Genomic DNA, 24,055 nt, shown 5'->3' with positions numbered 1-24,055 from the left:
GAAGGCTTCGGTATATGACGACTTCAGAGTTACGCTGAGCCCAGCCATCTCGAGCCGGTGCGCCGGGTCGAGGTTTTCACGGGCGCCGGCCGGTAGCGGGAATGGTCTCCGGAAGGCACGGCGCGGATGGTGGCGGAGCGGCGCAGCCGAAGGAACGGCTGTCGCGCGCCCAGGGCGGCCTCCCGAACAGCAGACGATGATCTCCTGCCTTGGGCCTATATCCTTGTGCCCACGCTCAAGGCAGTCGGCTGAAAACAGCGCTGATTTAAAACAGCATTATCCTGCACTGCACCCTCGATCCTTGCGCTCACCGATCGCTCGTCGACACGCACGCGGTCAAGTCGTTATCGGCGCTATGCCGATGGGCTTCGAGAGCAAGGTGGACGCTGAGCGGTGCGTCAGCCTCAGGGCGCGGCTGGCCAGCTTTGGGTCTCACGCTCTATGACGGCAACACCCGGCTGATCCACTTGGCCTGTTCGCGGGCTCCCGGCAGCGGCGCGGAAGCCACGGTCCGCCTTCCTCGGCTTCAGGCCAAGATACCGCAGCATGCTCCAGAGCTATGTCTGCCGCCTTCGCCCCATCGTCGCTGGTCATGTGGAAAGGACAAGCAGGCTACGCACCCTATAATCCCGTCGGGCAGGATTCGACAGTCGACGGCGAGACATTCGCCAAACCTCCCCCTTGATTCTCAGCAACGTTAAAAAAAATTCACATAATGTTCGTGAGTGTAGTCTCCTGTCAGGTGGTACATTAGCCCCAATATCTGGCGTCTTAGTCGTAGAAAGGACTGTGATCTATCTTCCATTAGCATCCATACCAGCGGATTTACAGCAAATGACGAGAGAGGTCTCATGCGGATTGATGGGGATAGAAGGGCTAGCGGCTTGCTGCATCCCGTCCGGGTTGATGCCAACCAATGTTGACACTGGTAAATCGCCTAAGGACGGCAGCGCATCTTGATCGCCTTCGAATCCTGGGCCTTTGCGCGCATGCGGATCTAACCGTCGGCGAGCTGGCCGATATTACCAGTCTGCCTCGCGAGCAGGTTCGACGCCACGTTCGGCGGCTGGTCAGAGCCAACTTTCTTTGCTGCAACGAACAACGTCCGCAGTCTTCGTACCATATGCAAGCAGGAGGCAAGGATGGCGGGCTGGCTCAATTGGTGGTCGATCTCCTGCCCCACGATGATGGCCATCATAAAAGAGACCTACAACGCCTGGAAGCAATACAAGACGCGCGGTTGAAGGGACCGCCTGCTTGATCGTGAAATAGATCAGTCCAAATGGAGCGCGACTACCATGGATAACTCCGCCGGCGGCGCCATCGCGCAGCCCGACACTTACGGGCGGCCTCACTTAGCCGCCGTCGACTCCCGCGTTCACGAACTGCTTCTAAGACAGGAGCGTCAGGAGCGGACAACTCTCAAACTGATCGCCTCCGAGAACTTTGCCTCCTCGGCGGTGTTGGAAGCGACCGGGTCGATTTTCACCAACAAGTATGCCGAGGGATACCCCGGTGCGCGCTACTACGCCGGAAACGAGATCGTCGATGAGCTTGAGACCCTCGCGATCGAGCGCCTGAAAGCGCTATTTGGCAGTGAACACGCCAACGTCCAGCCTTATTCAGGCTCGCCAGCCAACCAGGCTGTCTATCGCGCGCTTTTGAGCCCCCGTGACAAAGTCATGGGCTTGCCTTTACCCGAAGGCGGCCATCTGACTCACGGTTGGTCCGTCAATTTTTCCGGCAGCGATTATCAGCGCGTCCCGTACAGGCTGCACGAAAAGACACAGCAAATTGACTATGACCACTTGCGCGAGACCGCCAAGCGGGAACGCCCGAAGCTAATTTGGGTCGGCGGAACTGCTTATCCGCGTATTTTTGACTACGCGGCCATGGCCGAAATTGCTTCGGAGGTGAACTCGTATCTGGTGGCTGACATCGCCCACATCTGCGGCCTGGTTGTCGCAGGAGTGCATCCGAACCCCGTGTCCCATTGCGATGTGGTCACCAGCACCTCTCACAAGTCGATCCGCGGTCCCCGGGGTGGCTTCATTTTATCAAGGAATGAAGACCGTTATCAGCCCCTCCATCATCCGAAGAGCAAACACAATCTGGCCAAACGTATAGACCGCGCCGTGTTCCCTCTTCTGCAAGGCGGACCGCACATGAATACTATCGCCGCGCTTGCCGTCGCTTTGCAGGAAGCAGCGAACTCGTCCTTTCGTGTCTACGGTCAGCAGATCGTCCACAACGCCAAGGCTCTGGCCCAGGCACTTCTGGAGCGAGGTTATGAACTCGTCACCGGGGGCACTGACAATCACATGCTGATCCTTGATCTTCGGGACCGGTCGCTGTCAGGCAAAGCCTATGCGGAGCGCTTATCGCGTGCAGGCATCATTGCGAATTTCAATATGGTCCCGGGCGACCGGCGGCATCCGGCGCTGACAAGCGGCATCCGCTTAGGGACACCAGCGGTGACGTCCATGGGCATGCGCGAAACGGAGATGGTGCAGATCGCCGCTTTCATCGACTCGGTCTGCCGCCAGCCCGATGACCAGGAAGTTCATGCGAGCGTACGAAGAGACGTTGCCGACTTCTGCACTGCGTTCGATGTTCCCGGCATCCCCGACCGATAAGCCACCCCAATCCAGAAACTCCTCACTAACTCCAGCACTTGAAGCGAGGGCATTTTTATGACCAGGCAGTTCGTGTTCTCTTCCGAATCCGTCGGCGCGGGACACCCCGATAAGATGGCAGACAACATCTCCGATGCCATTCTCGATGCGGTCCTGCGCACCGATCCGAAGGCGCGCGTCGCCTGTGAAGTGTTGGTGAAGACGGGGATGGTCGTTGTGGCTGGCGAGATCACCAGCCATGCCCACATCGATTACAGCCAAGTCGCCCGCGATACGATACTCGATATTGGCTACGACGATGATGCGATTGGCTTTGATGGTCGACGTTGCGCCGTCGTTCTGGCCCTCACCGAGCAGTCGCCCGACATAAGCCAGGGCGTTGATGAAGGACGAGGGCAGGATCTCGGGCAAGGGGCAGGGGATCAGGGCATCATGTTTGGATTCGCATGCAACGAGACGGATACATTGATGCCCCTGCCGATCCAACTCGCTCACCATTTGACGAAAAGACAGGCCGAGGTCCGCAAAGCGGGACAGCTTGGCTGGCTGCGTCCGGACGTGAAATCTCAAGTGTCGGTACGCTACGAAGGGCTCCGCCCGGTGGCGCTGGATACCATAGTCCTGTCAACGCAGCATGACGAAGCGGTCTCACAAGCCACGGTCCGCGAAGGCGTCATTGAGGAGATCATAAAACCGGTCCTGCCGGCCCACCTGGATACTTCGGGGATCAGATTTCTGGTCAACCCAACAGGGCGGTTCGTGGTCGGTGGGCCTGCCGGCGACTGCGGCCTCACAGGACGGAAGATCATCGTCGATTCCTACGGTGGGACCGGGCGTCACGGCGGCGGTGCCTTTTCGGGCAAGGACCCATCCAAGGTTGACCGCTCGGCGGCCTATGCCGCCCGGTATGTCGCGAAGAACATCGTTGCCAGCGGCCTTGCGGAGGTCTGCGAGGTTCAGCTTGCCTACGCGATCGGCGTGGCCAGTCCGGTTTCTGTCATGGTCAATACCTTCGGAACCGCAAGGATCGAGGAAAAAAGGATCGAGCGCCTTGTTCTCGAGGTTTTCAATCTCCGACCGAAAGGCATCATCAAGATGCTTGATCTCTTACGGCCGATATACCGCAAGACGGCGACATACGGACACTTCGGGCGTGAAGAGCCTGAGTTCACTTGGGAGAAGACGGACAAAGCTGACGATTTGCTGCGTGAAGCCGGACCGGCAGCTGCGTGAGGGCGGCTGGATCAAGCGCATGCGGCAACCCATTCCAACTCGCGAGACCACGCCCGGCCGGCGTGGCAAGAAGCCGGCTCGGGTTTTGGCGGAGATTTTGATGCCGGATTATGACGTGCTTTGCATCGGCAATGCCATTGTCGACATCATCGCCCAGTGCGACGAGGAATTCCTCGAGACCAACGGCATCATCAAGGGCGCGATGAACCTCATCGACACACAACGCGCCGAACTGCTCTACAGCCGCATGGGTCCGGCGATCGAAGCGTCCGGCGGCAGTGCCGGCAACACGGCGGCCGGCGTCGCCAGCTTTGGCGGCCGCGCGGCCTTCTTCGGCAAGGTCTCCAACGATGCGCTGGGCGAAATCTACGCGCACGACATTCATGCACAGGGCGTCGCCTTCGACACCACGCCGCTCAAGGGCGAGCCGCCGACGGCGCGCTCGATGATCTTCGTCACCCCCGACGGCGAGCGCTCGATGAACACCTATCTCGGCGCCTGCGTCGAGCTTGGCCCTGAGGATGTCGAAGCCGACAAGGCGTCCGGCGCCAAGGTCACCTATTTCGAAGGCTATCTGTGGGACCCGCCGCGCGCCAAGGAGGCAATCCGCCAGACGGCGAAGCTGGCGCACGCGGCAGGCCGAGAAGTGTCGATGACGCTGTCGGATTCGTTCTGCGTCGACCGCTACCGCGACGAATTCCTCGACCTGATGCGCTCGGGCACGGTCGACATCGTCTTTGCCAACAGCCACGAGATCAAGTCGCTCTACCAGACATCGTCGTTCGACGAGGCGCTGGCCCAGATCCGCAAGGATTGCCGGATCGCCGCCGTCACCCGCTCGGAAAAAGGCTCGGTGATCGTGCGCGGCGACGAGACCGTGGTGATCAAGGCGACCGCCATCAAGGAACTGGTCGACACGACGGGCGCCGGCGATCTCTATGCCGCCGGCTTCCTGCATGGCTACACGCAAGGCCGCGACCTGCAGACTTGCGGCGACCTTGGCTCACTGGCAGCCGGATTGGTGATCCAGCAGATCGGCCCCAGGCCCCGTCAGAATTTGCGCCGCGAGGCCGAGCAGGCGGGGCTGACCATTCCGGACGTTCAAACGAGTTAGTGGCCTACCTTCCCGTTGTGCAGGCTATCTCGCCAGAAGCGCAATCACGGAATAGGGAAATCCTGATGTCGAACATGATGAAGGCGCTTGTGAAGGCCAAGGCCGAACCGGGCATCTGGATGGAAGAGGTGCCGGTGCCGGAAATCGGCCCCAACGACGTGCTGATCAAGATCAAGAAGACGGCGATCTGCGGCACCGACGTGCACATCTACAATTGGGACCAGTGGGCGCAGAAGACGGTGCCGGTGCCGATGGTGACGGGCCATGAATTCGTCGGCACCGTTGCCGATTTCGGCGCAGCGGTCACCGAATACAAGGTCGGCCAGCGTGTATCGGGCGAAGGCCACATCGTCTGCGGCCATTGCCGCAACTGTCGCGCCGGGCGAGGGCATCTGTGCCGCAACACACTCGGCGTCGGCGTCAACCGTCCAGGCGCCTTCGGCGAGTATCTGGCGATCCCGCAGCACAATGTTGTGCCGATCCCCGACGATGTGCCCGATGAGATTGCCGCGATCTTCGATCCCTTGGGCAATGCCGTCCACACCGCATTGTCCTTCGATCTGGTCGGCGAGGACGTGCTGGTGACTGGCGCCGGGCCGATCGGCATCATGGGCGCGCTCGTCGCCCAATGCGTCGGCGCGCGCAAAGTGGTCATCACTGACATCAACCCGGTGCGGCTGGCGCTAGCCAAGAAACTCGGCGTCCAGCATGTCGTCGACGCCTCGAAGGAGAAGCTGCGCGACGTCATGCCGGTGCTCGGCATGACCGAGGGGTTCGACGTCGGGCTCGAAATGTCAGGCGCCGCCCCCGCTTTCCGCGACATGATCGATGCCATGAACAATGGCGGCAAGATCGCCATTTTAGGCATCGCGCCGACCGGCTTCGAGATCGACTGGAACAAGGTCATTTTCAAGATGCTGCATCTCAAGGGCATCTATGGCCGCGAGATGTTCGAGACCTGGTACAAGATGATCGCGCTGGTGCAGGGCCCGCTGGATGTCTCCGGCCTGATCACCCACCGCATCGGCATCGACGATTTTCAGATCGGTTTCGATGCGATGAAGAGCGGCAGTTCCGGCAAGGTGGTGATGGACTGGTAGGGATTGCCTTGGCCGCTATTCAGGAAAAGCTGACGACAGCACCTCTGGTCCGCCGGACATTTTCCAACTAGGGGAACATGGCTGGGTGGAGAGCTATGGCTCCGCTACGTGCGCTCGCTAATCATATACGGCGACGTATCGCGGCCCACCCGGTGACGGTCGATGGGGCAATTCGCTTCAGTCGATGACGGAAACCCGGTGAACCGATGCTGAGGCCCCGACGCGATCGTCTATTTCCTATGATCTGCGATTGAGGTCGAGGTGTTGCCGCTTTCAGCGGGTAAGATGCGATAGACGACTTCCGGTACCCTTCCGGTCAGCGAAAAGGAAGGCAACGAGCCGCATTGCCTCAAGCAAAATGTTACCAATAGTGTCCTGTTCCAAAGGGGATGGACAGGTCGTGCCATTCCGGTTCGGGGGAAGGATGGCGCGGCTCAGCATGGCGACACGGTGAAGCGGCGATCGTGGAGCTTTATTGCGGCGTTGACAAGCGGCGCATTCTGGATGAGTTCGAGGCGGTAACCGGCTATTATTCGCAAGCGCGCGATCCGTCTTATGAACCGTCGTGAGCAGAGGCCGTCTGCGGGCAAGAGCCGCAGCCGCTGTTACGGCAGCGATGTCCGCGACGCGCTCATCGTGTTGTGGGAGGATTCGGAGCGGCTGGGTCCGCATCGACGCTCGCGGCGGCCAGCGCCGCCGGGCAGGAATGAGTTCGCAGTTCGCCGCTCGGTGCCAGCCCGCACCTTCGGCGATTGGAAAGATCCGCCGCCCGGCTTTGTTGAGCGCATTCGGGCACGTCTTCGTCAGGGAGCTTCGTGCAGACGATAGTGCTGACCGGATTGCCGCCGGCTGGACCGATTGCATTCCGCTCCGCACGCGCGACAGCGGCAATGTGATCATGGCGATCAAGCAGGCCCGCTCCCGGTTTCGCTGACCCTGTGCTGCTGTTTGCCGGCATCCGCCCGCACAGGAAGAGCTTGTAAAAGCGGTCGGTGCGGAAATCGAGGAGCCGTTGGTCGTCGATCTTCAGCCTGAACGCGGTCGTTTGCTGGTGCCGCAAATCGGCTGTTGCATGTACATCCCTGTCAGACGTCAGTTTTCCTCGCCTATTTTGGTGTCGAGCGCGAAGTGCTCCAACCAGATTGCAAGGCTTTTTGGAAATGAGAGCGGCTTTGCGCAGGGCGCTCCGTTGTTAAGCATTCAAGCTACCAAGCCAATGACGCGCAGGTTCCACCAGGCTCGCCAGCCTTGAAGGACAGCGAAAAAAGCAGAGCACGACAGACACAACAGTGCATCAGGACGCCGCAGTCGTTGAAGATGGTGCGCTGCATCCATCCCGTGGATGCATTCGATCCAAATAATCGATTTGTTCAATCAGTTTCTCGAAAGCTAACCCTACCCTCTGTGGGAATCGGGCTCTGAGCCGCGACGCTGCCTTGCGAGCGCAGGGGCTGCACGTAGGAGAGATGATGCAACGAGAAATCGCACGCGGGTTGCTGGCCTCGTGGGTTCGCCGACCGGCGTATTTGAGCCCGTCAGTTGGTCCTCACCCGCGCCTATTGCCACCGAGCGACTTGCATGTCCCTCCGACTCGGACCAGTTCCGAGAGCTGCGACGAGTTGCGCGCCGTGTGCTCCGATCAGATGGCCGCCGGTGACGCGTTCGATGGGCCGTCCCTCTTCGAGAGGAGATGAAATGCGAACGCTGCTCGTGGATCATCATGCGGATCTTGCGCGCGCCATGCGACTTGCGCTCGGGGATGGCGGCTTCGTCGTTGATGTCGTTGGTACTCTGGAACTGGCTTCGAGTGCATTTTCTTGCGCCAGCTATGAAATTCTCCTGCTGGAATTGGCTCTGCCAGATGGCGATGGCTTGGGTTGGCTGAGGCAGTTGAGGACCCACGGGCATTCAGTTCCTGCCGTCATTATGAGCAGCCTTAACGATCTCGATAAGCGAATTGCGATCTTCAACGGAGGTGCGGACGACTTTCTGCTCAAACCCATCTCTACCGATGAGCTTATTGCCAGAATGAGAGCCATTCTGCGCCGGGCGACACAGATGACCGACCTGAGGCTCGTATTTGGCAATCTCGACTTTGATCCGGTCGCCCGCCAGGTTTTCGTTGATGGGCACCCAATGATGATCGCACGTCGCGAACTCTGTATTCTAGAGCACCTGCTTAACCGGGCAGGCCGCATCGTGCCCCGTGCGCAATTGGAAGATCACCTCTATTCATTCAACGACGACGTGTCTGCCAACGCGCTTGAAGTCGGAATTTATCGTTTACGGGGACATCTGACCAGATCAGGTGCAACGCCACGGATCAAGACCATCCGAGGCATTGGTTACATCCTAGAATTGACTGACGCCTCGTCCGCATAGTTTGTCGAATCGAAAGAAGATCTATTTTGCTGATCCTTCAACATCCTTGCCCTGCGCCCAATTGGCGGGCGATCGCCAACAAGGTTACAAGACCTGCAGTGCCCCGTTACCTGGGCCATCTCCTCTGCGCGCTTATTGTGACTTTCCCACTTGGTGTCGCGGCGCAAAACAAGCCGGACAAAGGCCCGCCGCATGCGGCTTCGAATAGCATCAACGCCACGCTGACCCTTTCCTCTTCGCTCGGGGAGACCGTTCATCTGCCCGCGCCAGCCACGACCATCTTTGTTGCTGACCCCACGATCGCGGATTTTCAGGCGCCATCGAGCAAAACAATCTTCGTCTTTGGCAAGAAATCGGGGCGGACCAGCCTATTCGCCTTGGATGGCAATGGCGAGCCTCTCGCCGAATTGCGTATCGTTGTCACGCAACCGATCGGGGATTTACGCGCCATGTTGCGGGAGCAGGTCGGCGACTATCCCATCCGCGTCAACTATACGCCGCGCGGCGCAATCCTTAGCGGGACGGCGCCCGACGCAGAGGTCGCCGACACCGCAAAAAGAGTCACTGAGCAATATCTGGGCGACGGAGCGCAAGTCGTCAACAACATCAAGGTCGCTGGATCCCTGCAAGTTAACCTCAGCGTGCGCGTAGCCGAAGTCTCACGCAGCGCCATGAAGTCACTCGGCGTCAACTTGTCCGCCTTCGGTCAAATCGGCAATTTCAAAGTGGGCGTTCTAAGCGGAAGCGCTGCAAGCGCTGGGTCTGGTTCAACCCAGGGTGGCGGTACAGCAGAAATCGGATTCGACAACGGTGCCGTCAACGTCAGCGCGGTTCTCGACGCGCTCGCCAAGGAGCATATAGCTTCCGTCCTGGCTGAGCCGAACCTCACCGCTATGTCGGGTGAAAAGGCCAGCTTTCTCGCGGGCGGCGAATTTCCCATTCCTGTCCTGCAGGAAAACAGGCAGGTATCGGTTGAATTCCGTCACTTCGGCGTCAGTCTGGAATTTGTGCCGACAGTTCTCAGCAACAATCAAATCAACATTCACGTAACGCCCGAAGTCAGTGAACTGTCGACGCAAGGTGCCGTGCAAATCAACGGAATTTCCGTGCCGGCAGTTTCCACGCGCCGAGCCGATACGGTCGTCGAACTCGCCAGCGGCCAGAGCTTCGCAATCGGCGGTCTAATCAGGCGGAACGTCAACAATGATGTCAGGGCCTTTCCCTGGCTCGGAGAACTGCCGATCCTGGGACCGCTTTTTCGCTCGACCTCGTTTCAAAAAGAGGAGTCAGAACTGGTCATTCTAGTTACGCCTTACATTGTAAGACCAGGCTCCAACCCAAACCAGATGAGCGCACCGACCGAGCGGGCGGCACCGGCTTTGAACGGAGGGGGCGCTCCGACGAATTCCGTGACAAGTCCCCCGCGAGACCGCGCTGCTATCCGTGCGGGCGCGCCAAGCGCCCAGGGCGGTCTCGGCTTCATCATCGAATAGTGTCATCCAAAGATGTTGCGTTTTATAATCCTCTTTGTCGCTCTGGCACCAAGCGTAAGTGGCTGCACAAGCACTACGCCAGTTGATGTCGAACCATCGGCACCAATGCTTGTCCGAGAGGAGACCACCGTCCTGAGGTTGCAAAGCCTGCGCGCTTCCGAACGGCAGCGTTTGCGTGTTTTCCTAGACAAGGCCAGTCGCGGCCGGTTCGATGCCATCCACCTCCTCATCAGCGGTTCGCCCCAGCTCAGCACAGGGGTAGCCCATCAGGCCAGGCAGTTGGCAATCGAAGAAGACAACATTCAATTGCGCGATCAACACGACGCCGGCTCAGTGCGAATTGAGGCGATTGTCTATCACGCCCGTCCGCCGGTCTGTCCCTCATATGGTGCCTTACCCAATGAAGAATCCTTCAAACAGCCGCTTGGTTGTTCGACAGGACATAACCTGGCCGTGATGGTCAACGATCCGCGCGATCTGCTCGACAATCAGGCCGTCAAGGCCGGCGATGGCGATCGTGCTTCTGTACCAGTTGCAACTTACAGAGCATTCGGGACGGATAAAGGTGGCTGATACCGCCCTTATCTCGGCAGCACTCCTACCGGAGATTGAAAGCTTCCAATCGCGTCCTGATTAAAATAAAAGGAACCGCTGGATGCAATATAGGCGCTATATCGAGGGCCTTAGGGCCGTTGCTGTACTTCCGGTCGTACTCTTTCATTTCGGAATTTCGGCGATCCCGGGTGGCTTTAGCGGGGTCGATATCTTCTTCGTCATCTCCGGCTACCTAACCAGCGGAAGCCTCCTGGATGACCTTGAACGCGGCCAATTTTCCATCGTCAACTTCTACTGGCGCCGTGCCCGGCGCATTCTGCCGGCGCTCGTCTTTGTGATGCTTCTCACCTGCATTGCGGCATTGTTCATTCTTCTGCCACCGGATCTGCGCGGATTCAGTCTTAGCATCATAGCTACCTCGACCTTCTGGTCGAACGTTTTCTTCTGGAAAACGTCAAGTTACTTCTCTATCGATGCCGCGCTTCTACCACTGTTGCACACTTGGCCGCTTTCCGTAGCGGAGCAGTACTACATCTTCGCACCAATCCTGATGTTCCTAATCTATCGCTACATCGGGAAGCGCTGGCTGACGACACTTCTTCCGATAATTCTCTGCAGCTTCGTAGTGGCGGTGATGGCGACATCGCTGGCACCCACCGCCGGATTCTATCTGCTGCCGACCCGAATCTGGGAACTCATGTTGGGCGCCCTGCTCATGCTCAAATGCCCCTCGCCGCTGGGCAACCGATTCCTGATGGAGTCGGTGGGGGTGGCCGGATTTGGCCTTCTCGCCATCGGGTTCTTCGCGATTTCGGCGAGTGATCCGTTCCCAGGCTACAACGCCTTGTATCCATGCATCGGAACGGCCCTTCTGATCTATGTTGGCCAAAATACCCCCTCGACGGTCGCCACCCGCATGCTCGAAGTCCGGCCGCTGGTCTGGATTGGGCTCATCTCGTATTCGTTGTATCTTGTTCACTGGCCTCTCAATGCGTTCGCGCACTATCTTTCGTTCCAAAAACTCGATCCGTTGATGACCGGTGCGATGTTGGTGGCAAGCCTCGCATTGGCTGCATTCTCCTGGAAGTTTGTAGAGCAGCCGTTTCGACAGAAGAGGGCCTTCACCTCCCCGGGGCCTATCTTCGCCTTTTCAGCGCTCGCGATCGTTGTCCTTTGTGCCGGCGGAGCGGCGGGGGCGCTCGGCAACGGCTTTCCGCAACGGTTTCCGGACTATGTCCAGCGGCGCATTTCCGTCGGGGACTGGAGGAATGGCATCTGTTTCAACGAGGGCACCAGCCGGATCGAAAGCTGGAATATGGAGGATTGCACGCGCACCAGCGGTTTTCCAACAACGGTTTTTTTGTGGGGCGACTCCTTCGCCGCGCACTATGTTTCCGGCTTGGGTGCTAACATAAATCGATTGCAGGCGAACATCGTTGAATATACGTACGCCAGCTGCGCGCCGATACTCTATTACTACCCTTACGATCGTCTTGATTGTGTCCGGTTCAATCGCAAGGCCTTGGACGTCATCTTGGAAGCGGACATCAAGACGGTTATCCTCAGCGGTAGATGGAGTGACTATGAGGTCAGAGGTTTCGACGGTCTTCAGCAAACAATCGCTACGATTCGTGCCCTGGGCGTGCGCGTGTTTGTCATCGGCCAGTCTCCGCAGTTCCCAACTGACGTCCGGAAAATTGCGTTCTTCGCCAAGCGCCAAAATCTGGACGATACGTCCTGGCCGATCGCGATGGACCCCGACATCAACGAACGTGTGCGCTCATTTACCAAAGGCGCCACATTCATCGATCCGCTGAAATTCCTGTGCAGCGCAGGACGCTGCGCCTATTCCGATAGAGGAGAGTTTTTATATTTCGACTATGGTCATTTCTCTTCAGCCGGCGCCACACTGGCAATCTCGAAATACTGGCCGGCTTTTGGCAAGGACAATGCTCTTCCCAAGACGAAGTAGCGGCTCAGCGGCTGACAAGCACCAGTACGGGTCCCAGTGATAGCTCCTGCTTCCGCAGCAGCCGCGACGATGGAGCTGTTCAGGTTTAAGGCCCCCCGATAGTGACCTGGGATGGGTGCTGCCACGCGGCTCGGACTCAGCGTGCATTATCACGTAAATGTTGAGAGAATGAATGGCGCCGCGAAGGGCAATTCCAGCCGTCCAAAGCGACAGGCGTGTCGCGGCCTCGACATTGCAGTGGCGCTTACCTAACACGGCCTCACACTGCCCTCTAAACGGCCCCGAATTTGAACTGACGGCCCCTGGCCGGTTCATCGGGCAGGTCAAGGGCTAGGCTGTAGTACACAGGGCTCATCCCTTTCAGTTTCAAGTTGGTACGATGGGCCGTGGACGGTTGATGCAGACTTCAAGATGGCGAACGAAGCTCTCCATGCGTGCGTTGTCGAGGCAAGTGCCTTTGCCATGCTCGCGACTGGAGAGATTTCAAAATGAGCCTTGTAAGCGGAGAATGCCGCCGACGCTGTTCGGCTTGCTCGTGCCCTTGACGGCGGTAGGCTCGGCAGGGCCGAGGCCAGAGTTGCCGTAGTGGTCGTAATCGACCTCGGCTGTGACCGTGAAGCCGGGAACGACCATGTAGGCGACGTTTGCAGCCACACCAGAATCCTTGAGCTGATCACCCGAGACCTGAAGGTTGAACGAAGTTTTCTCGTCAAACTCGTAAGTGGCGCCCGCCCAGAAAGCCCACTGGCCGTTCCAGATTTTGTACGAGCCGCGCCCATGATTGGCAATTGCGCCGTTTGAGTCCTCGTTGAGACTGGCATTGGAACCGTAGCCGAAGAGTCCAAACAGCGACAGCTGGTTTGTGACAGCGACGTCGACGCGGATCTTGCCGGCAAAAGCTTCGTAATTGCTGTCATAAGCCGCGACGCCGGTGATCGAGCCCCAGCCTTGCGTGTATTTCAAGCCGGCGACAACGTGCGGAATATAGCTGTCGATAGTACCGGCTGAGCCCGATCCTTGTTCGAGCGAAATCACAGTCGAAATGCCCTTGCCGGCGTCGAAGTGGTACTGAGCCACGTTGGTGTCGAAGCCGGCCGACGGAACGAGCATACTATCGAGAACGTTGCCAGCGTAGCTTACAAACGTATCGAAGGCCGACCCCTCCTTGCCAACTCGCAGGCCTCCCAGCTCGACCCAGGCAGAAGCCAGTGCGAGGCCGCTGTTGAAATCATAGTTCTGAGGACTGTCATGCGAGTTAGCGCTGTTGCCAAAATTCACGTGGGTTTCGGTATAGGTCGTCAACGCGCCGAGCTCGGTCTGCTGGCCGGTCCAAGTTTTGAACGTGAAGCGTGTGCTGTTTCGCCAAGTGCCTTGGTCCTCGCCAGTTCTCACGTCCGAGGTTCTTGCGCTGTCATACGATCGGACGTCACCCAGGCCGATATCGTAACGGACATAGCCGCCGATGCGCAGGCAGGTCTCGGTGTTGGGAATATAGGAATATCCCGAGCCGAGGACGTCGCAGATCTTGATGTACTCGGCCGGTTCCCGCTCGGCGCCAGCTGCTCGACCGACGGAAACGGTCATCAGAGCAGTTAAGCCCAGAAGAGGACTCTTGATGTACATGTCTAGATCTCCATGAAGGAATAAAAAGGATAGAGGCGAAAGAGCAAGCTTTTCCTCTAAATTTTGTGCGTGTTGTCTCCAATATGTGGACGCCAAAGCGCTTGACACGAGAGGTGAGCCAGCGTAAAAGCCACATGTACTTATAATAGTGTTTTTTGCTAGGAGATTCATTATCGTTTACATGTGAAACACTCCGGTCGGACCGCTGCAGCTCTCCGAAATAGAGCAGCAAGCGACATGCCAACCTGAAGCGTAAATGCGGCCGACACCAAAATCGGGCCGACGCGCCTTCGTCTCGCTGGAATCACTTTTTTTGAGGGTCACTGCGAAAAGCAATGTGCGACACGGTTCGCCATGTTCGATATGTGACAGTCTCGTTTAACAGCGACGGCTTCCCGTCTGACCGCAACGCAGGCCGCGCCATGCGCTACCGAGAAGGATCACTGCGCGTACGCTCCGCAAGGGCTGCGCCAGGAACAGAGGGCGTGCACGTCCGAGGCGTCGCATGGTGGCCGCAGCACCTTTTCGCCGCTGTAAGTTCGCCGTGCAGGTACATTGCGCGGCCGGAAGCGAGAGGGAGCGCACCCTGAAACGGCTGCCTACGGCTCGCCTCGAGTAATTGGCGATGAACAGCATTCTCGAGAACTTAGTCTCGACGGAAAGAGCAACGAAAGGAAGCCGCTTGGACGAGCACGATCCGAAGGAAGAACCGATCGAGACCATTTTCCGCAACGGCACAATCACTGCCGTGGGTATCCTGCTTGCCTTTTCGCTCGGCTTCCTCACTCATTGGGCCGCGAACCCCTTGCCATGGCAACTCTACGATCTGTTCGCTGTAGTGCCGATCCTGCTCGGCATCGCACTGCAGATGAGAGCGCTGTCCATGCTGCTCGACATGAGTTCCTTGCGGCGCCCCATCTACGAACGCGCCAATCGCATTTTCATGGTCGGCCTCATCCAGACCGCGTGTGGCGTCGGCATGGCCATCTTGGTCGATCTTTTCGGGATATCGGTAGGGGGCACGCTGCCCGGCGCTTGACGACAAGCCACACCGCCGCTCTTCGCTCGAAGCGACGTCAAGCCGGGGAACCTTGTGCACCCCCTAGCGGCGTCCTCCTTTCATCAAATGAGCCGACGTCAGCTTTAGAGCGTCTCGGTGGCTAAAGCCGGTATGGTTTTTCGGCCGGCAGGGAAGGCCGCTGGCTGGACCTGGATGGCGTCTGAACGAGGCTTGACAGGTCCGTTGCGTCGGACATGAATTTCGCATTGCAAAGTTCTTCCGCAGACGCCTCAAGCACACTGCACTGGCGTCACGTACTCAGACGTTGAATGCGGCACCGCACCATCACCTCAGGCGCAACCATGGCACGCGCGCTCCCCGGCGTGGTTGACCCCATCCTGTCCAAACGAGACTGCGACATAAGCGGGACGCACTGACTTAGGTCAGAGACCAGGACGAGCGCGCAACGAAAGAATGATGGATCAGCGACGTGGGATGACAGCTCCTTGCACACCTCAATCCTGACAAAGTACCGGGACCCCCGGCCGCCTTGGTATACCATCTATCCGACTGTGCCAGACTTCTCTGCGGCAGTTGGTGCTGACGATTATGAGGAATGGCTGGGGGGCCTCCCGGCCGACGAATCGGTGTCGCTCTATTTCCACTTTCCGTTTTGCCGATCCATGTGCTGGTATTGCGGCTTCCCTACCGCGGTCATCCGTCGCAACGGCCCGATCCTTAATTATTTAGCGGTGCTGCGTCAGGAGATCAGTTTGGTGTCGGAGCAAGTGCGGCAAGGGCTGCCGGTGAGCGATGTGCATTTCGGCGCGGAACGCCTCACCTTATCGGGCCAGCCGAGCACTTGGCGCTGATGGAATTTCTACGCCGCCACTTCGCTTTCAGCAAAACTGCTGCGATCGCCGTGGAGATCGATCCCCGAACGTTCACACCGGAAATGGCCGAAGCCCTGGCAGCTAACGGTGTCAACCGCGCGAGCATCGGCGTGCAGAGCTTTGATCCCGATGTGCAAAGGCGATCAATCGGATCCAGAGTAAGGTGCAGACGGCCGCTGCAGTCGAAAATCTCCGCCGGCATGGCGTTGGCCATATCAACTCCGACCTCATCTTCGGTCTATCGAAACAGACTGTGCAGTCCTGCATCCAGACCGCGATGGCTGCGGTCGCCATGCGCCCCAACCGGCTTGCGGTGTTCGGATACGCGCATATTCCTTCCGTGATAAAGAATCAGCGCCTAATCGAGCAGGCAGGTCTACCGGACGGTGATCTTCGCGCCGAACAGGCTGCAGCTGTCGCCGAGACACTGGTTGGCGCTGGCTACCGGGAGATCGGGCTCGATCATTTCGCTCCGCCGGACGACGAACTTGCGCTAGCGCAGAAGACCGGGCGCCTACGGCGTAATTCGCTGGGATACTCGGCCGATACTTGCAAAACCGTGATCGGCTTCGGCGCGTCGGCTATTGGCCGAGTCCGCGAGGGGTATGTTCAGAACGAAGTAACACGGGATTCTTACGCTCGGCACATCGCAAGTGGACGTCTGGCGACATCAAAGGGCCACCGTCTGACCGACGATGACCGGGTGCGCGCAGCGATCATCGAGCGACTGATGTGCGATTTGGAGGCCGACGTGCCGACCATCTGTGCCGCCCACGAAATCGAACCAGCTCGTTTTCTCGATTCAGTTGAGAGTTTGGTGACGCTGGCTGAGGAGGGGATCCTGGACGTCGAAAACGGCTTCATCCGCGTGCGGCCGGAGCACCGCTTTGTTGTTCGCGCCGTTGCTGCTGCATTCGATGCTTTTCTCGCGAATCGATGAGTTGAGGCCACGACGCCGAAAGGCATCAGACCTTGTTTGGCGCTCGTCGGCATGGGCTCTCGCAGAAGACTCCGCAAGCGTATGCAGGGGACTTCCACTTGACGCCGCGTTCACCATCATCTCGCCTGGGTGCGCGCGAAAGCGCACAACCCGGAGCACGCTGCTCTCGGTGTGAGGCTGTGCTCTGCAAAGCACCGGTGATCCACCCTGTCCCTGGACAGCAGCTTGATGGCGTCATCTTGGAGGACGAGAAAAGATTGTCGAGGTACGGGTACGAATTGCCTCGGTCGTCCGTTCAATCGAAAGCACTGTCTGCGGAGGCACCTCTCCTTCATGCAGTGACAGGAGATGCTGGGCGACTTCCTTATCTGCTGCGGTGAGTCGATGATTTAGGCGGAGAAAGTCCATCCAGGTGGGGGTGCGGAATGTCTCCGTCCAAAGTGACGGTGTTTGCAGATTTCGCTGGAGCGTCCAGTTTCGTGCACCGGCACGGCTCTGGACGTGTCGCCGCGTGCGCATGGAGCCCAGAAAGGCCTCGATATTTTCCTCCGATATCAAATACTCGACCTTGGCCACGATAGGGCCACTTCTGGGTTTCAGATCGAGAGCCACGTCCGGCGGATGAAAAACTGAACTTTCTTGGTCGGTTTCTTCCCAGGGACGGACCGGCAACACGATCCCCGCTGCTGCAACCAGCAACAGAGCGCCTGCGGCGCCCTCCAATGCTGAGGTCAAGGAATAGTTTTGCGCGACAGAACCCCAGATCCAGCTGCCAGCAGCCATACCGCCTGCGCTCAAGGCGTAGTAAATGGAGAGCGTGCGGCCTACAACCCACCTTGGGCTTGCCAACTGCACCGACACGTCAATGCCCGTCCAGGTGATAAGCCAACCCGCTCCGCCGAGCGCCAGCGAAATGGCCGCCACAGGAACCGACGATGTAAGGGCAAGGGAGAGGCAACAGACTGCACAAGCCACAGAGGCGAAGGCCACCAGCCTGTTTTGAGACGTGACCTTCCTCAAGAAGCCGTTGCCCATGCCCGCGATGAAAGCACCCATGCCGAAGCCGGCCAATAAGATACCGTAGACAATTGGCCCACTCTTCAACTGATCCCGGACCACGAGGGGGAGCAACGCCAGAATGGAGATGCTTGCCAATCCGAAAAGAGCGGCTCGGGCGGTCGCTGCCCTGATCTCCAAAGACATCGCCGTAAAGCGCACTCCGTCATGAATTGCCGTCGTCATTCTCTCACGAGGGAGAGGCGAAGAGCGGACCTCCCATTTGGTGCGCCATATCGCGCTTATGGGCGCCAGATCACTCACCGCAGCCAAGGCGAAAGCGGCCAGCGGCCCAAAGACGGCCAGGATCACGCCCCCCAAGGCCGGACCAACGCTGCGCACAATGTTGTATCCGACGGACATAAGCGTCACTGCGGCCGGAATGTCGCGTTTGTGAAGGATATCGCCGACCGAAGCGTGCCAAGCCGGATCATTCAAGGCAAAGCCGCAGCCGGCCAGGAAACCTAACCCGAGAATCAGCCAAGGACTGACAAATCCCAGACCCACAGAAATCATCAGCGTCGTCGACGCCGATGCTATCAGGCAGTGTCCCGCAAACATCACCCACCGGCGGCTGAAGTTGTCGGCAATGGCTCCGGCGAAAACTGAGAGGAAGAACACCGGCAATGTGGATGCGGCCTGGACGAGTGCCACCATGAGGTCGGACGCTGAAATCGTTGCCATAAGCCAACTGATGGCGACCGTTTGCACTAGCCAACCGAGGCTCGAAATCTGGGTGGCCGCCCAAATTGAGCGAAACACCTTGTTTCGAAATGGGGCGAGCGTCTTTGAAACGGGCGGTTGAGGATTTTCGCTCTGCATGAGGTATTGCTGGCCTTCGATGAGCGCTGCGATTTGAGCAAGCGGGTCGATACTTAGACATCGCGGAGCACCGCACGGAACCCAGCTCTATGGAGCTTGCCGGCGACTATTTACGTATTGAGCCATTCTCATAGTCTCATTCATGAGCAGTCCTGTGCGCAAGCATTGCTTTGCTAAATTCCCACCACAAGCGCGCCGCCGCTGAGACCCGCACCCGCTGCCGCCAAGAGGACTTTCTCGCCAGGCCGAAACGGCTGCGCCCGATGGGCCAGCGACAATGAGAGCGGGATCGTCGCGGCGGAAGAGTTGCCATATTCGGCGATCGTCTTGACGATCGAGTGATCAGCGATGCCGAGGTTCCTGCCGACCGCGTCGAAAATGCGCGCATTGGCCTGATGCGGCACGAAACGATTGAGGTCTTGCGGCCTCAGTCGGGCAGCAGTGAGCGCATCTCTCGAGCAGGCGGTCATCATCTCCACGGCCTTGCTGAATACTTCACGGCCGTCAGTGATCGTCATCCGTGTCTGCGCGAGGTCGAGGTCGGCATGGAACGGAGTGTTGCTTCCCCCGGCGGGAATCTGGATTAGCCCGTAGCGCGAGCCGTCGGAATCCACCGAAGCGCCGAGAATGCCTCGATCCGGGTCATCGCAAGGACTGATCACCATGGCGCCGGCGGCATCGGCAAACAGCACGGCGCTGGCGCGCTCGGCCAAATTGATGCGGTGGCTGAGGATGTTGGCGGCGATGACAAGGCTCGCTTTGCCGTGCAGGCGGGTGAACCCGTCGGCGAACATCAGCGCATAGATGAAGCCGGCGCAGGCGCCGGTCAGGTCGATCGCTCCGGCGCGGCCTAGCCCCAGCCGATGTGCGACCAGCGGCGCGCTTGGCGGCAGAAGGTGATCGGGCGTCGACGTGGCGAGCAAGAGTAGACCGACGTCGCCGCGGTCGATACCGGCATTGGTCAGCGCCATGTCGCCGGCAGAGGCGGCAAGGCCCGACAGCGTGTCTTCGTCTGTTGCCCAGAAGCGCGAGCGAATTCCGGTGCGCCGCTCGATCCAGCCGGGCTCAAGCCCGAGCCGGTCTTCGATTTCCGGGTTCTCGACCTTGCGCGCCGGCGCATGATGGCCGAAGCCGAGAACGCGCGACGATAGGTTCATGGCCGCGAGCCGAAGCGTTCGCCGGCCTCCTCTATCGCGTCATAGAGCCCGTCCAATTCGTCGCTGGTGATGCAATAGGGCGGCAGAAGATAGAGGACATTGCCGAGCGGGCGCACCAACAGGCCGCGCTCAAGGAAAAAAGCGCGCAGTTTTGGCCCGATCTCGGCCAGATAACCGGCTGAGCCGGTGCGTAGGTCGAGTGCCGCGATGGTGCCGGTTGTCCGGCAGTCGGTGAAATATGGATTGTCCCGGAAGCGTTGCAGCCCCGCGGCCTGCCTCGCGCTCAAGACCGCGATCCGCTCGGCCACCGGCTCGTCACGCCAGATCTCGACATTGGCAAGTGCTGCCGCGCAGGCGATCGGATTGGCGGTGTAGGAGCTCGAATGGAAAAACGTCTTCTTGCGATCCTCCGAAAAGTGAGCGTGGAAGATGGCATCGGTGGCGATCGTGGCGGCCAGCGGGATGGTACCACCGGTCAGACCTTTCGACGTGCACAAGATGTCCGGCGAGACGGACGCCTGTTCGCAGGCAAACATGGTTCCGGTGCGCCCCCAGCCGGTCATCACTTCATCGGCGATCAGCAGCGTGCCGGAGGCTTCGGCGATCCTCTTCAATTCGGCAAGAACCCAGGCCGGATACATCAGCATGCCGCCGGCGCCAAGCACCAGCGGCTCGACGATCAGCGCGGCTGCGCGCCGGTCGCTGCTAACGGCCTCGAACCGATCCAGCGTTTCCTGCTCGCGCCCGGCGGCCGGGAAGGGGATGGCGTCGACCTCGAACAGCAAAGGATCATAGGCGGCGTTGAAGACGCCGCGGGCGCCGACGCTCATCGCCCCGATCGTGTCGCCATGATAGCTGTGCTCCATGACGGCGATGCGCGAACGCGGCGCGCCGATGTTGCGGAAATAGCCGAGCGCCATCTTCAGCGCGACTTCGACTGAGGTCGAGCCACTGTCGGAATAGAACACCCGGTCGAGGCCGGCGGGTGCGATGCCGACAAGCGCCTCGGCCAGCCGTTCGGCCGGCTCGTGGGTGAAGCCCGCGAAGATGATCTGGTCGAGGCTCGACGCGGTCGTCTCGATGGCCTTCATGATGCGGGGGTGGCGATGGCCATGGGTGACGACCCACCAGGAAGAAATCGCATCGAGGATGCGGAAGCCGTCGGCCTTGTGGAGATAGGCGCCTTCAGTCAGCACGATTTCAGGGACCGAGGGCTCTAGCGCGTGCTGCGTGAACGGATGCCAGACTCGAGACTCCGCCATCAGTCGCCTCCGGCAATCATGGCCAGGTCGAAGCCGGAAATCATTGCATCTCTCAACGTTTCACCCGTCAGCGGACCGAGGTGCGGCAGCCTACCCAGCTGCGGCACGCCGCCGAATTCCACGATTGTCCTTTGTGTATCGGCCACCTCTTCGCCAATGAAGGCAATGCCGATGAGCGGGATGGAGCGGGCTCTCAGGGCCTCGATCGACAACAGCGTATGATTGATGGTGCCAAGCGCGGTGCGGGCGCACAGTATGACCGGCAGCCGCCATTGTTCAAATATGTCAATGAACCTTGTCTGTCGATTGAGCGGCACCATCAGCCCGCCGGCGCCTTCGATGACGAGCGGTGTCGGCAGGACCGGAAATGAAAGATCGTCGGCCTCGATCGCGACGCCGTCGATTTCGGCTGATCGATGCGGCGACAGCGGCATCGTCAGTCGATAGACTTCGGGCAGCACGCGTCCGTCGGGCAAGCCGGAAAGCCGGGCGACGACCTCGCTGTCGGTCTCCTCGTTGAGGCCCGATTGCACCGGCTTCCAGTAGAAGCCGTCGAGCAGCCCGGCAAGTCCGGCCGAAAACACTGTCTTGCCAATTCCAGTGTCTGTTCCGGTGACGACGATGCGTTTGGTCATGCTGTGGCCAACACTCCGACGAGAGCCTCGACCATGGCGGAAATGTCGGCTTCGTCGACGTTGAGAGTCAGCGAAATGCGCAGGCGCGACGTACCCTCAGGCACTGTCGGCGGGCGAATGCCGCGTATGTCGAAGCCGCGTGCCTGCAGTCCTGCCGCCACCGCCATGGTGCGGCTGTTATCGCCGATCACAAGCGGCTGGATCTGCGAACCGCTGGGCATCACGCCGCAGCGTTCGGCCAATTGCCGGCTCGCGAAAGCGACACGCTCGTGCAACTGAGCACGACGCATAGGCTCGTCAGACAGAATAGTCAGCGCCTCACGTGCCGCGACTGCCATCAGCGGCGATGGTGCGGTCGCATAGATGAATGGCCGGCACCGGTTGATAAGATAGTCGCACAGTGTTCGCGGTCCGGTAACGAGCGCGCCGGATGCGCCAAGCGCCTTGCCGCATGTGTGGAGCGTGACGATGTTGTCGCGGCCTTCATACGCGGCGGCCAGTCCCCGGCCGTCCGGTCCCCAGACGCCGGTGGCATGCGCTTCATCGACGACGATGAATGCCTGGTACCGATCAGCCAGCGCGACCAGGCTCTCCACCGGCGCACGGTCGCCATCCATGCTGTAAAGGCTTTCGAAGGCGATCCACACCCGCCCCATGCCGCCTTCGGCGCGCCAGCGGGTGATTGCGTCCTCGACAGCGTCGACGTCGTTGTGCGCGGCCAGCTTGAACTCAGCGCGCCCGACCTGGGCACCCTCATGCATGCTGGCATGAGCGAGCTCGTCGAGGACCAGCAGGTCGCCTTTCTGCGGCAGGGCCGTCAGCAGAGCGAAGTTGGCGATATAGCCGCTGCCGAAGAACAGTGCACGCTCGGCTCCGAAAAATGCCGCTGCGTCCGCCTCCAGTTGCTCATGTTCCGGTGCATTGCCGCGCAACAGCCGCGATCCGGTGGCGCCCACTGGCGTGCCCCGCGCAATCGCCGTCGAAACCGCATCGCCCAGTCTTTTGGAGGCGGCAAGTCCGATATAGTCGTTCGACGAGAAGTCGAGCCCGGCGCGCGGTGCGAGCGTCCGCAACCGGTCCTTGCGCCCCAGTCCCCGCAAGGTTGCGTCATAGCGGGCAAGAATTGCCTCCTTCATTGCGTGGCGAGTTCCATAGGCTCAATGCCGAGGCGCCGGAACAGAAGGGTATCCTTGTCCTCGCCGGGATTTCCCGCCGTCAGCAGCGTGTCGCCGACAAAGATCGAATTGGCCCCGGCAAAGAAGCACAGCGCCTGCGTTTCGTCGCTCATCGCCGTCCTGCCGGCGGACAGCCTTACATAGGACTTCGGCATCATCACCCGCGCGAGCGCAACGATGCGGACGAAATCGATCGGATCGATGGCGTCGGCCGCGGCAAGCGGCGTGCCTTCGATGGGAATAAGCATGTTGATCGGCACGCTTTCCGGCGGCTCAGGCAGGTTCGCGAGCGTGACCAGCATGTCGATGCGATCGGTCTTTTCTTCTCCCATCCCGACAATGCCGCCGCAGCAGACTTTCATCCCAACCGCGCGCACGTGCCCAAGCGTTTCCAGCCGGTCGGCAAAAGTCCTGGTTGAAATAACCTCGCCATAGTAGCGCTCAGAGGTATCGATGTTGTGGTTATAGTAGTCGAGACCGGCCTGCTTCAGGCGAGCAGCTTGCTCAAGATCGAGCATGCCGAGCGTCATGCAGGTCTCCATGCCGAGGGCCTTGACGTCCTCAATCATGGCGACCACAACGTCCATGTCGCGCTCCTTGGGACTTCGCCACGCCGCGCCCATGCAATAGCGCGTTGCGCCGCCATCACGCGCCTTGGCCGCTTCGTCGATGACATGCTTGACGTCCACCAGCTTCGACGCCTTCACACCGGTTTCGTAATGCGCAGACTGGCTGCAATAGCCGCAATCTTCGGGGCACCCGCCGGTCTTGATGCTAAGGAGCCGCGACAGCTGCACTCGGTTTCGATCGAAGTTCTGGCGGTGGATCGTCTGAGCCAGGAACAGCAGATCGTTGAATGGCATGCCGTAGATGGCCTCGGCCTCTTTGCGGTTCCATCGCGGAGGCGTTCCATCGACCGATTGCATGGTCTGGTTCACGTCGAACTCCGAGTTCATTCCAATCGTCATCGTCAAACCTTTGTTTGCTAGTCCGGTACGCCTTCTTGG

17 protein-coding genes and 2 pseudogenes are annotated in these 24,055 nt (G+C 59.6%); 12 read left to right on the top strand and 7 right to left on the bottom strand.

Going from position 1 to position 24,055, the window contains the following annotated elements:
* The first annotated feature begins 916 nt into the window (after positions 1 to 916).
* The 10 genes and pseudogenes from P3C39_RS32955 (at position 917) to P3C39_RS30675 (ending at position 12,485) form a co-directional block, all read left to right on the top strand.
* Complete coding sequence (locus P3C39_RS32955; protein ID WP_084831489.1) at positions 917 to 1,261, top strand: helix-turn-helix domain-containing protein; 345 nt, start codon at positions 917 to 919, stop codon at positions 1,259 to 1,261.
* A gap of 37 nt (positions 1,262 to 1,298) precedes the next feature.
* Positions 1,299 to 2,636: a serine hydroxymethyltransferase gene (glyA, locus tag P3C39_RS30715; RefSeq protein WP_063169266.1), complete on the top strand. Its 1,338-nt coding sequence runs from the start codon at positions 1,299 to 1,301 to the stop codon at positions 2,634 to 2,636.
* Between the two features lie 57 nt (positions 2,637 to 2,693).
* Entirely contained in the window at positions 2,694 to 3,869 is a 1,176-nt protein-coding gene (gene metK / locus P3C39_RS30710) for a methionine adenosyltransferase (protein WP_063169265.1), read from the top strand.
* A gap of 100 nt (positions 3,870 to 3,969) precedes the next feature.
* On the top strand, positions 3,970 to 4,983 hold the full coding sequence (locus tag P3C39_RS30705; protein ID WP_127273102.1) for an adenosine kinase: 1,014 nt from the start codon (positions 3,970 to 3,972) through the stop codon (positions 4,981 to 4,983).
* Positions 4,984 to 5,048: 65 nt separating this feature from the next.
* Positions 5,049 to 6,083 (top strand): L-threonine 3-dehydrogenase, encoded by a 1,035-nt coding sequence (tdh, locus tag P3C39_RS30700; protein WP_127268537.1) that lies wholly within the window; start codon positions 5,049 to 5,051, stop codon positions 6,081 to 6,083.
* 714 nt (positions 6,084 to 6,797) lie between these two features.
* Positions 6,798 to 6,966, top strand: a pseudogene (locus P3C39_RS30695) (transposase); the annotation flags it as partial.
* A gap of 812 nt (positions 6,967 to 7,778) precedes the next feature.
* The gene (locus P3C39_RS30690) at positions 7,779 to 8,465 is read left to right on the top strand and encodes a response regulator transcription factor (RefSeq protein WP_024505585.1); all 687 of its coding nucleotides are present in this window, start codon (positions 7,779 to 7,781) and stop codon (positions 8,463 to 8,465) included.
* A gap of 71 nt (positions 8,466 to 8,536) precedes the next feature.
* On the top strand, positions 8,537 to 9,958 hold the full coding sequence (locus tag P3C39_RS30685) for a type II and III secretion system protein family protein (RefSeq protein WP_245463569.1): 1,422 nt from the start codon (positions 8,537 to 8,539) through the stop codon (positions 9,956 to 9,958).
* Positions 9,959 to 9,970: 12 nt separating this feature from the next.
* Complete coding sequence (locus P3C39_RS30680; RefSeq protein ID WP_127319504.1) at positions 9,971 to 10,531, top strand: CpaD family pilus assembly lipoprotein; 561 nt, start codon at positions 9,971 to 9,973, stop codon at positions 10,529 to 10,531.
* Positions 10,532 to 10,613: 82 nt separating this feature from the next.
* Positions 10,614 to 12,485 (top strand): acyltransferase family protein, encoded by a 1,872-nt coding sequence (locus P3C39_RS30675; protein WP_127319502.1) that lies wholly within the window; start codon positions 10,614 to 10,616, stop codon positions 12,483 to 12,485.
* A 483-nt stretch (positions 12,486 to 12,968) separates the two neighbouring features.
* Here the strand turns inward: P3C39_RS30675 and P3C39_RS30670 are convergent, their stop codons facing one another.
* Positions 12,969 to 14,108: a porin gene (locus P3C39_RS30670; protein WP_127319500.1), complete on the bottom strand. Its 1,140-nt coding sequence runs from the start codon at positions 14,106 to 14,108 to the stop codon at positions 12,969 to 12,971.
* A gap of 682 nt (positions 14,109 to 14,790) precedes the next feature.
* On the opposite strand from P3C39_RS30670, the gene P3C39_RS30665 reads away from it, so the two are divergent.
* Positions 14,791 to 15,147 (top strand): hypothetical protein, encoded by a 357-nt coding sequence (locus P3C39_RS30665; protein ID WP_024505577.1) that lies wholly within the window; start codon positions 14,791 to 14,793, stop codon positions 15,145 to 15,147.
* Positions 15,148 to 15,614: 467 nt separating this feature from the next.
* Positions 15,615 to 16,941: pseudogene (gene hemN, locus P3C39_RS30660) on the top strand (oxygen-independent coproporphyrinogen III oxidase).
* A gap of 234 nt (positions 16,942 to 17,175) precedes the next feature.
* Here the strand turns inward: hemN and P3C39_RS30655 are convergent.
* From P3C39_RS30655 to bioB, 6 genes are all read right to left on the bottom strand, one after another.
* Positions 17,176 to 18,819: an MFS transporter gene (locus P3C39_RS30655; protein WP_024505576.1), complete on the bottom strand. Its 1,644-nt coding sequence runs from the start codon at positions 18,817 to 18,819 to the stop codon at positions 17,176 to 17,178.
* Between the two features lie 173 nt (positions 18,820 to 18,992).
* Positions 18,993 to 19,976, bottom strand: coding sequence for a beta-ketoacyl-ACP synthase III (locus P3C39_RS30650; RefSeq protein ID WP_024505575.1), 984 nt, complete (start codon positions 19,974 to 19,976; stop codon positions 18,993 to 18,995).
* Entirely contained in the window at positions 19,973 to 21,238 is a 1,266-nt protein-coding gene (locus tag P3C39_RS30645; RefSeq protein WP_127248564.1) for an adenosylmethionine--8-amino-7-oxononanoate transaminase, read from the bottom strand. The genes P3C39_RS30650 and P3C39_RS30645 overlap by 4 nt, the downstream gene beginning before the upstream one ends.
* Positions 21,238 to 21,873: a dethiobiotin synthase gene (gene bioD / locus P3C39_RS30640; RefSeq protein WP_063169254.1), complete on the bottom strand. Its 636-nt coding sequence runs from the start codon at positions 21,871 to 21,873 to the stop codon at positions 21,238 to 21,240. The genes P3C39_RS30645 and bioD overlap by 1 nt, the downstream gene beginning before the upstream one ends.
* Positions 21,870 to 23,009, bottom strand: coding sequence for an 8-amino-7-oxononanoate synthase (locus P3C39_RS30635; RefSeq protein WP_127810785.1), 1,140 nt, complete (start codon positions 23,007 to 23,009; stop codon positions 21,870 to 21,872). Before P3C39_RS30635 ends, bioD begins: the two co-directional genes overlap by 4 nt.
* Entirely contained in the window at positions 23,006 to 23,974 is a 969-nt protein-coding gene (gene bioB, locus P3C39_RS30630) for a biotin synthase BioB (protein ID WP_245463568.1), read from the bottom strand. Before bioB ends, P3C39_RS30635 begins: the two co-directional genes overlap by 4 nt.
* Between the last annotated feature and the right edge of the window lie 81 nt (positions 23,975 to 24,055).

The organism is Mesorhizobium sp. XAP4, assembly GCF_029269325.1.
Taxonomy (GTDB): domain Bacteria; phylum Pseudomonadota; class Alphaproteobacteria; order Rhizobiales; family Rhizobiaceae; genus Mesorhizobium; species Mesorhizobium ciceri.
Note: the sequence above shows the minus strand (reverse complement) of the source record. Positions and strands in the feature narration are given on the sequence as shown.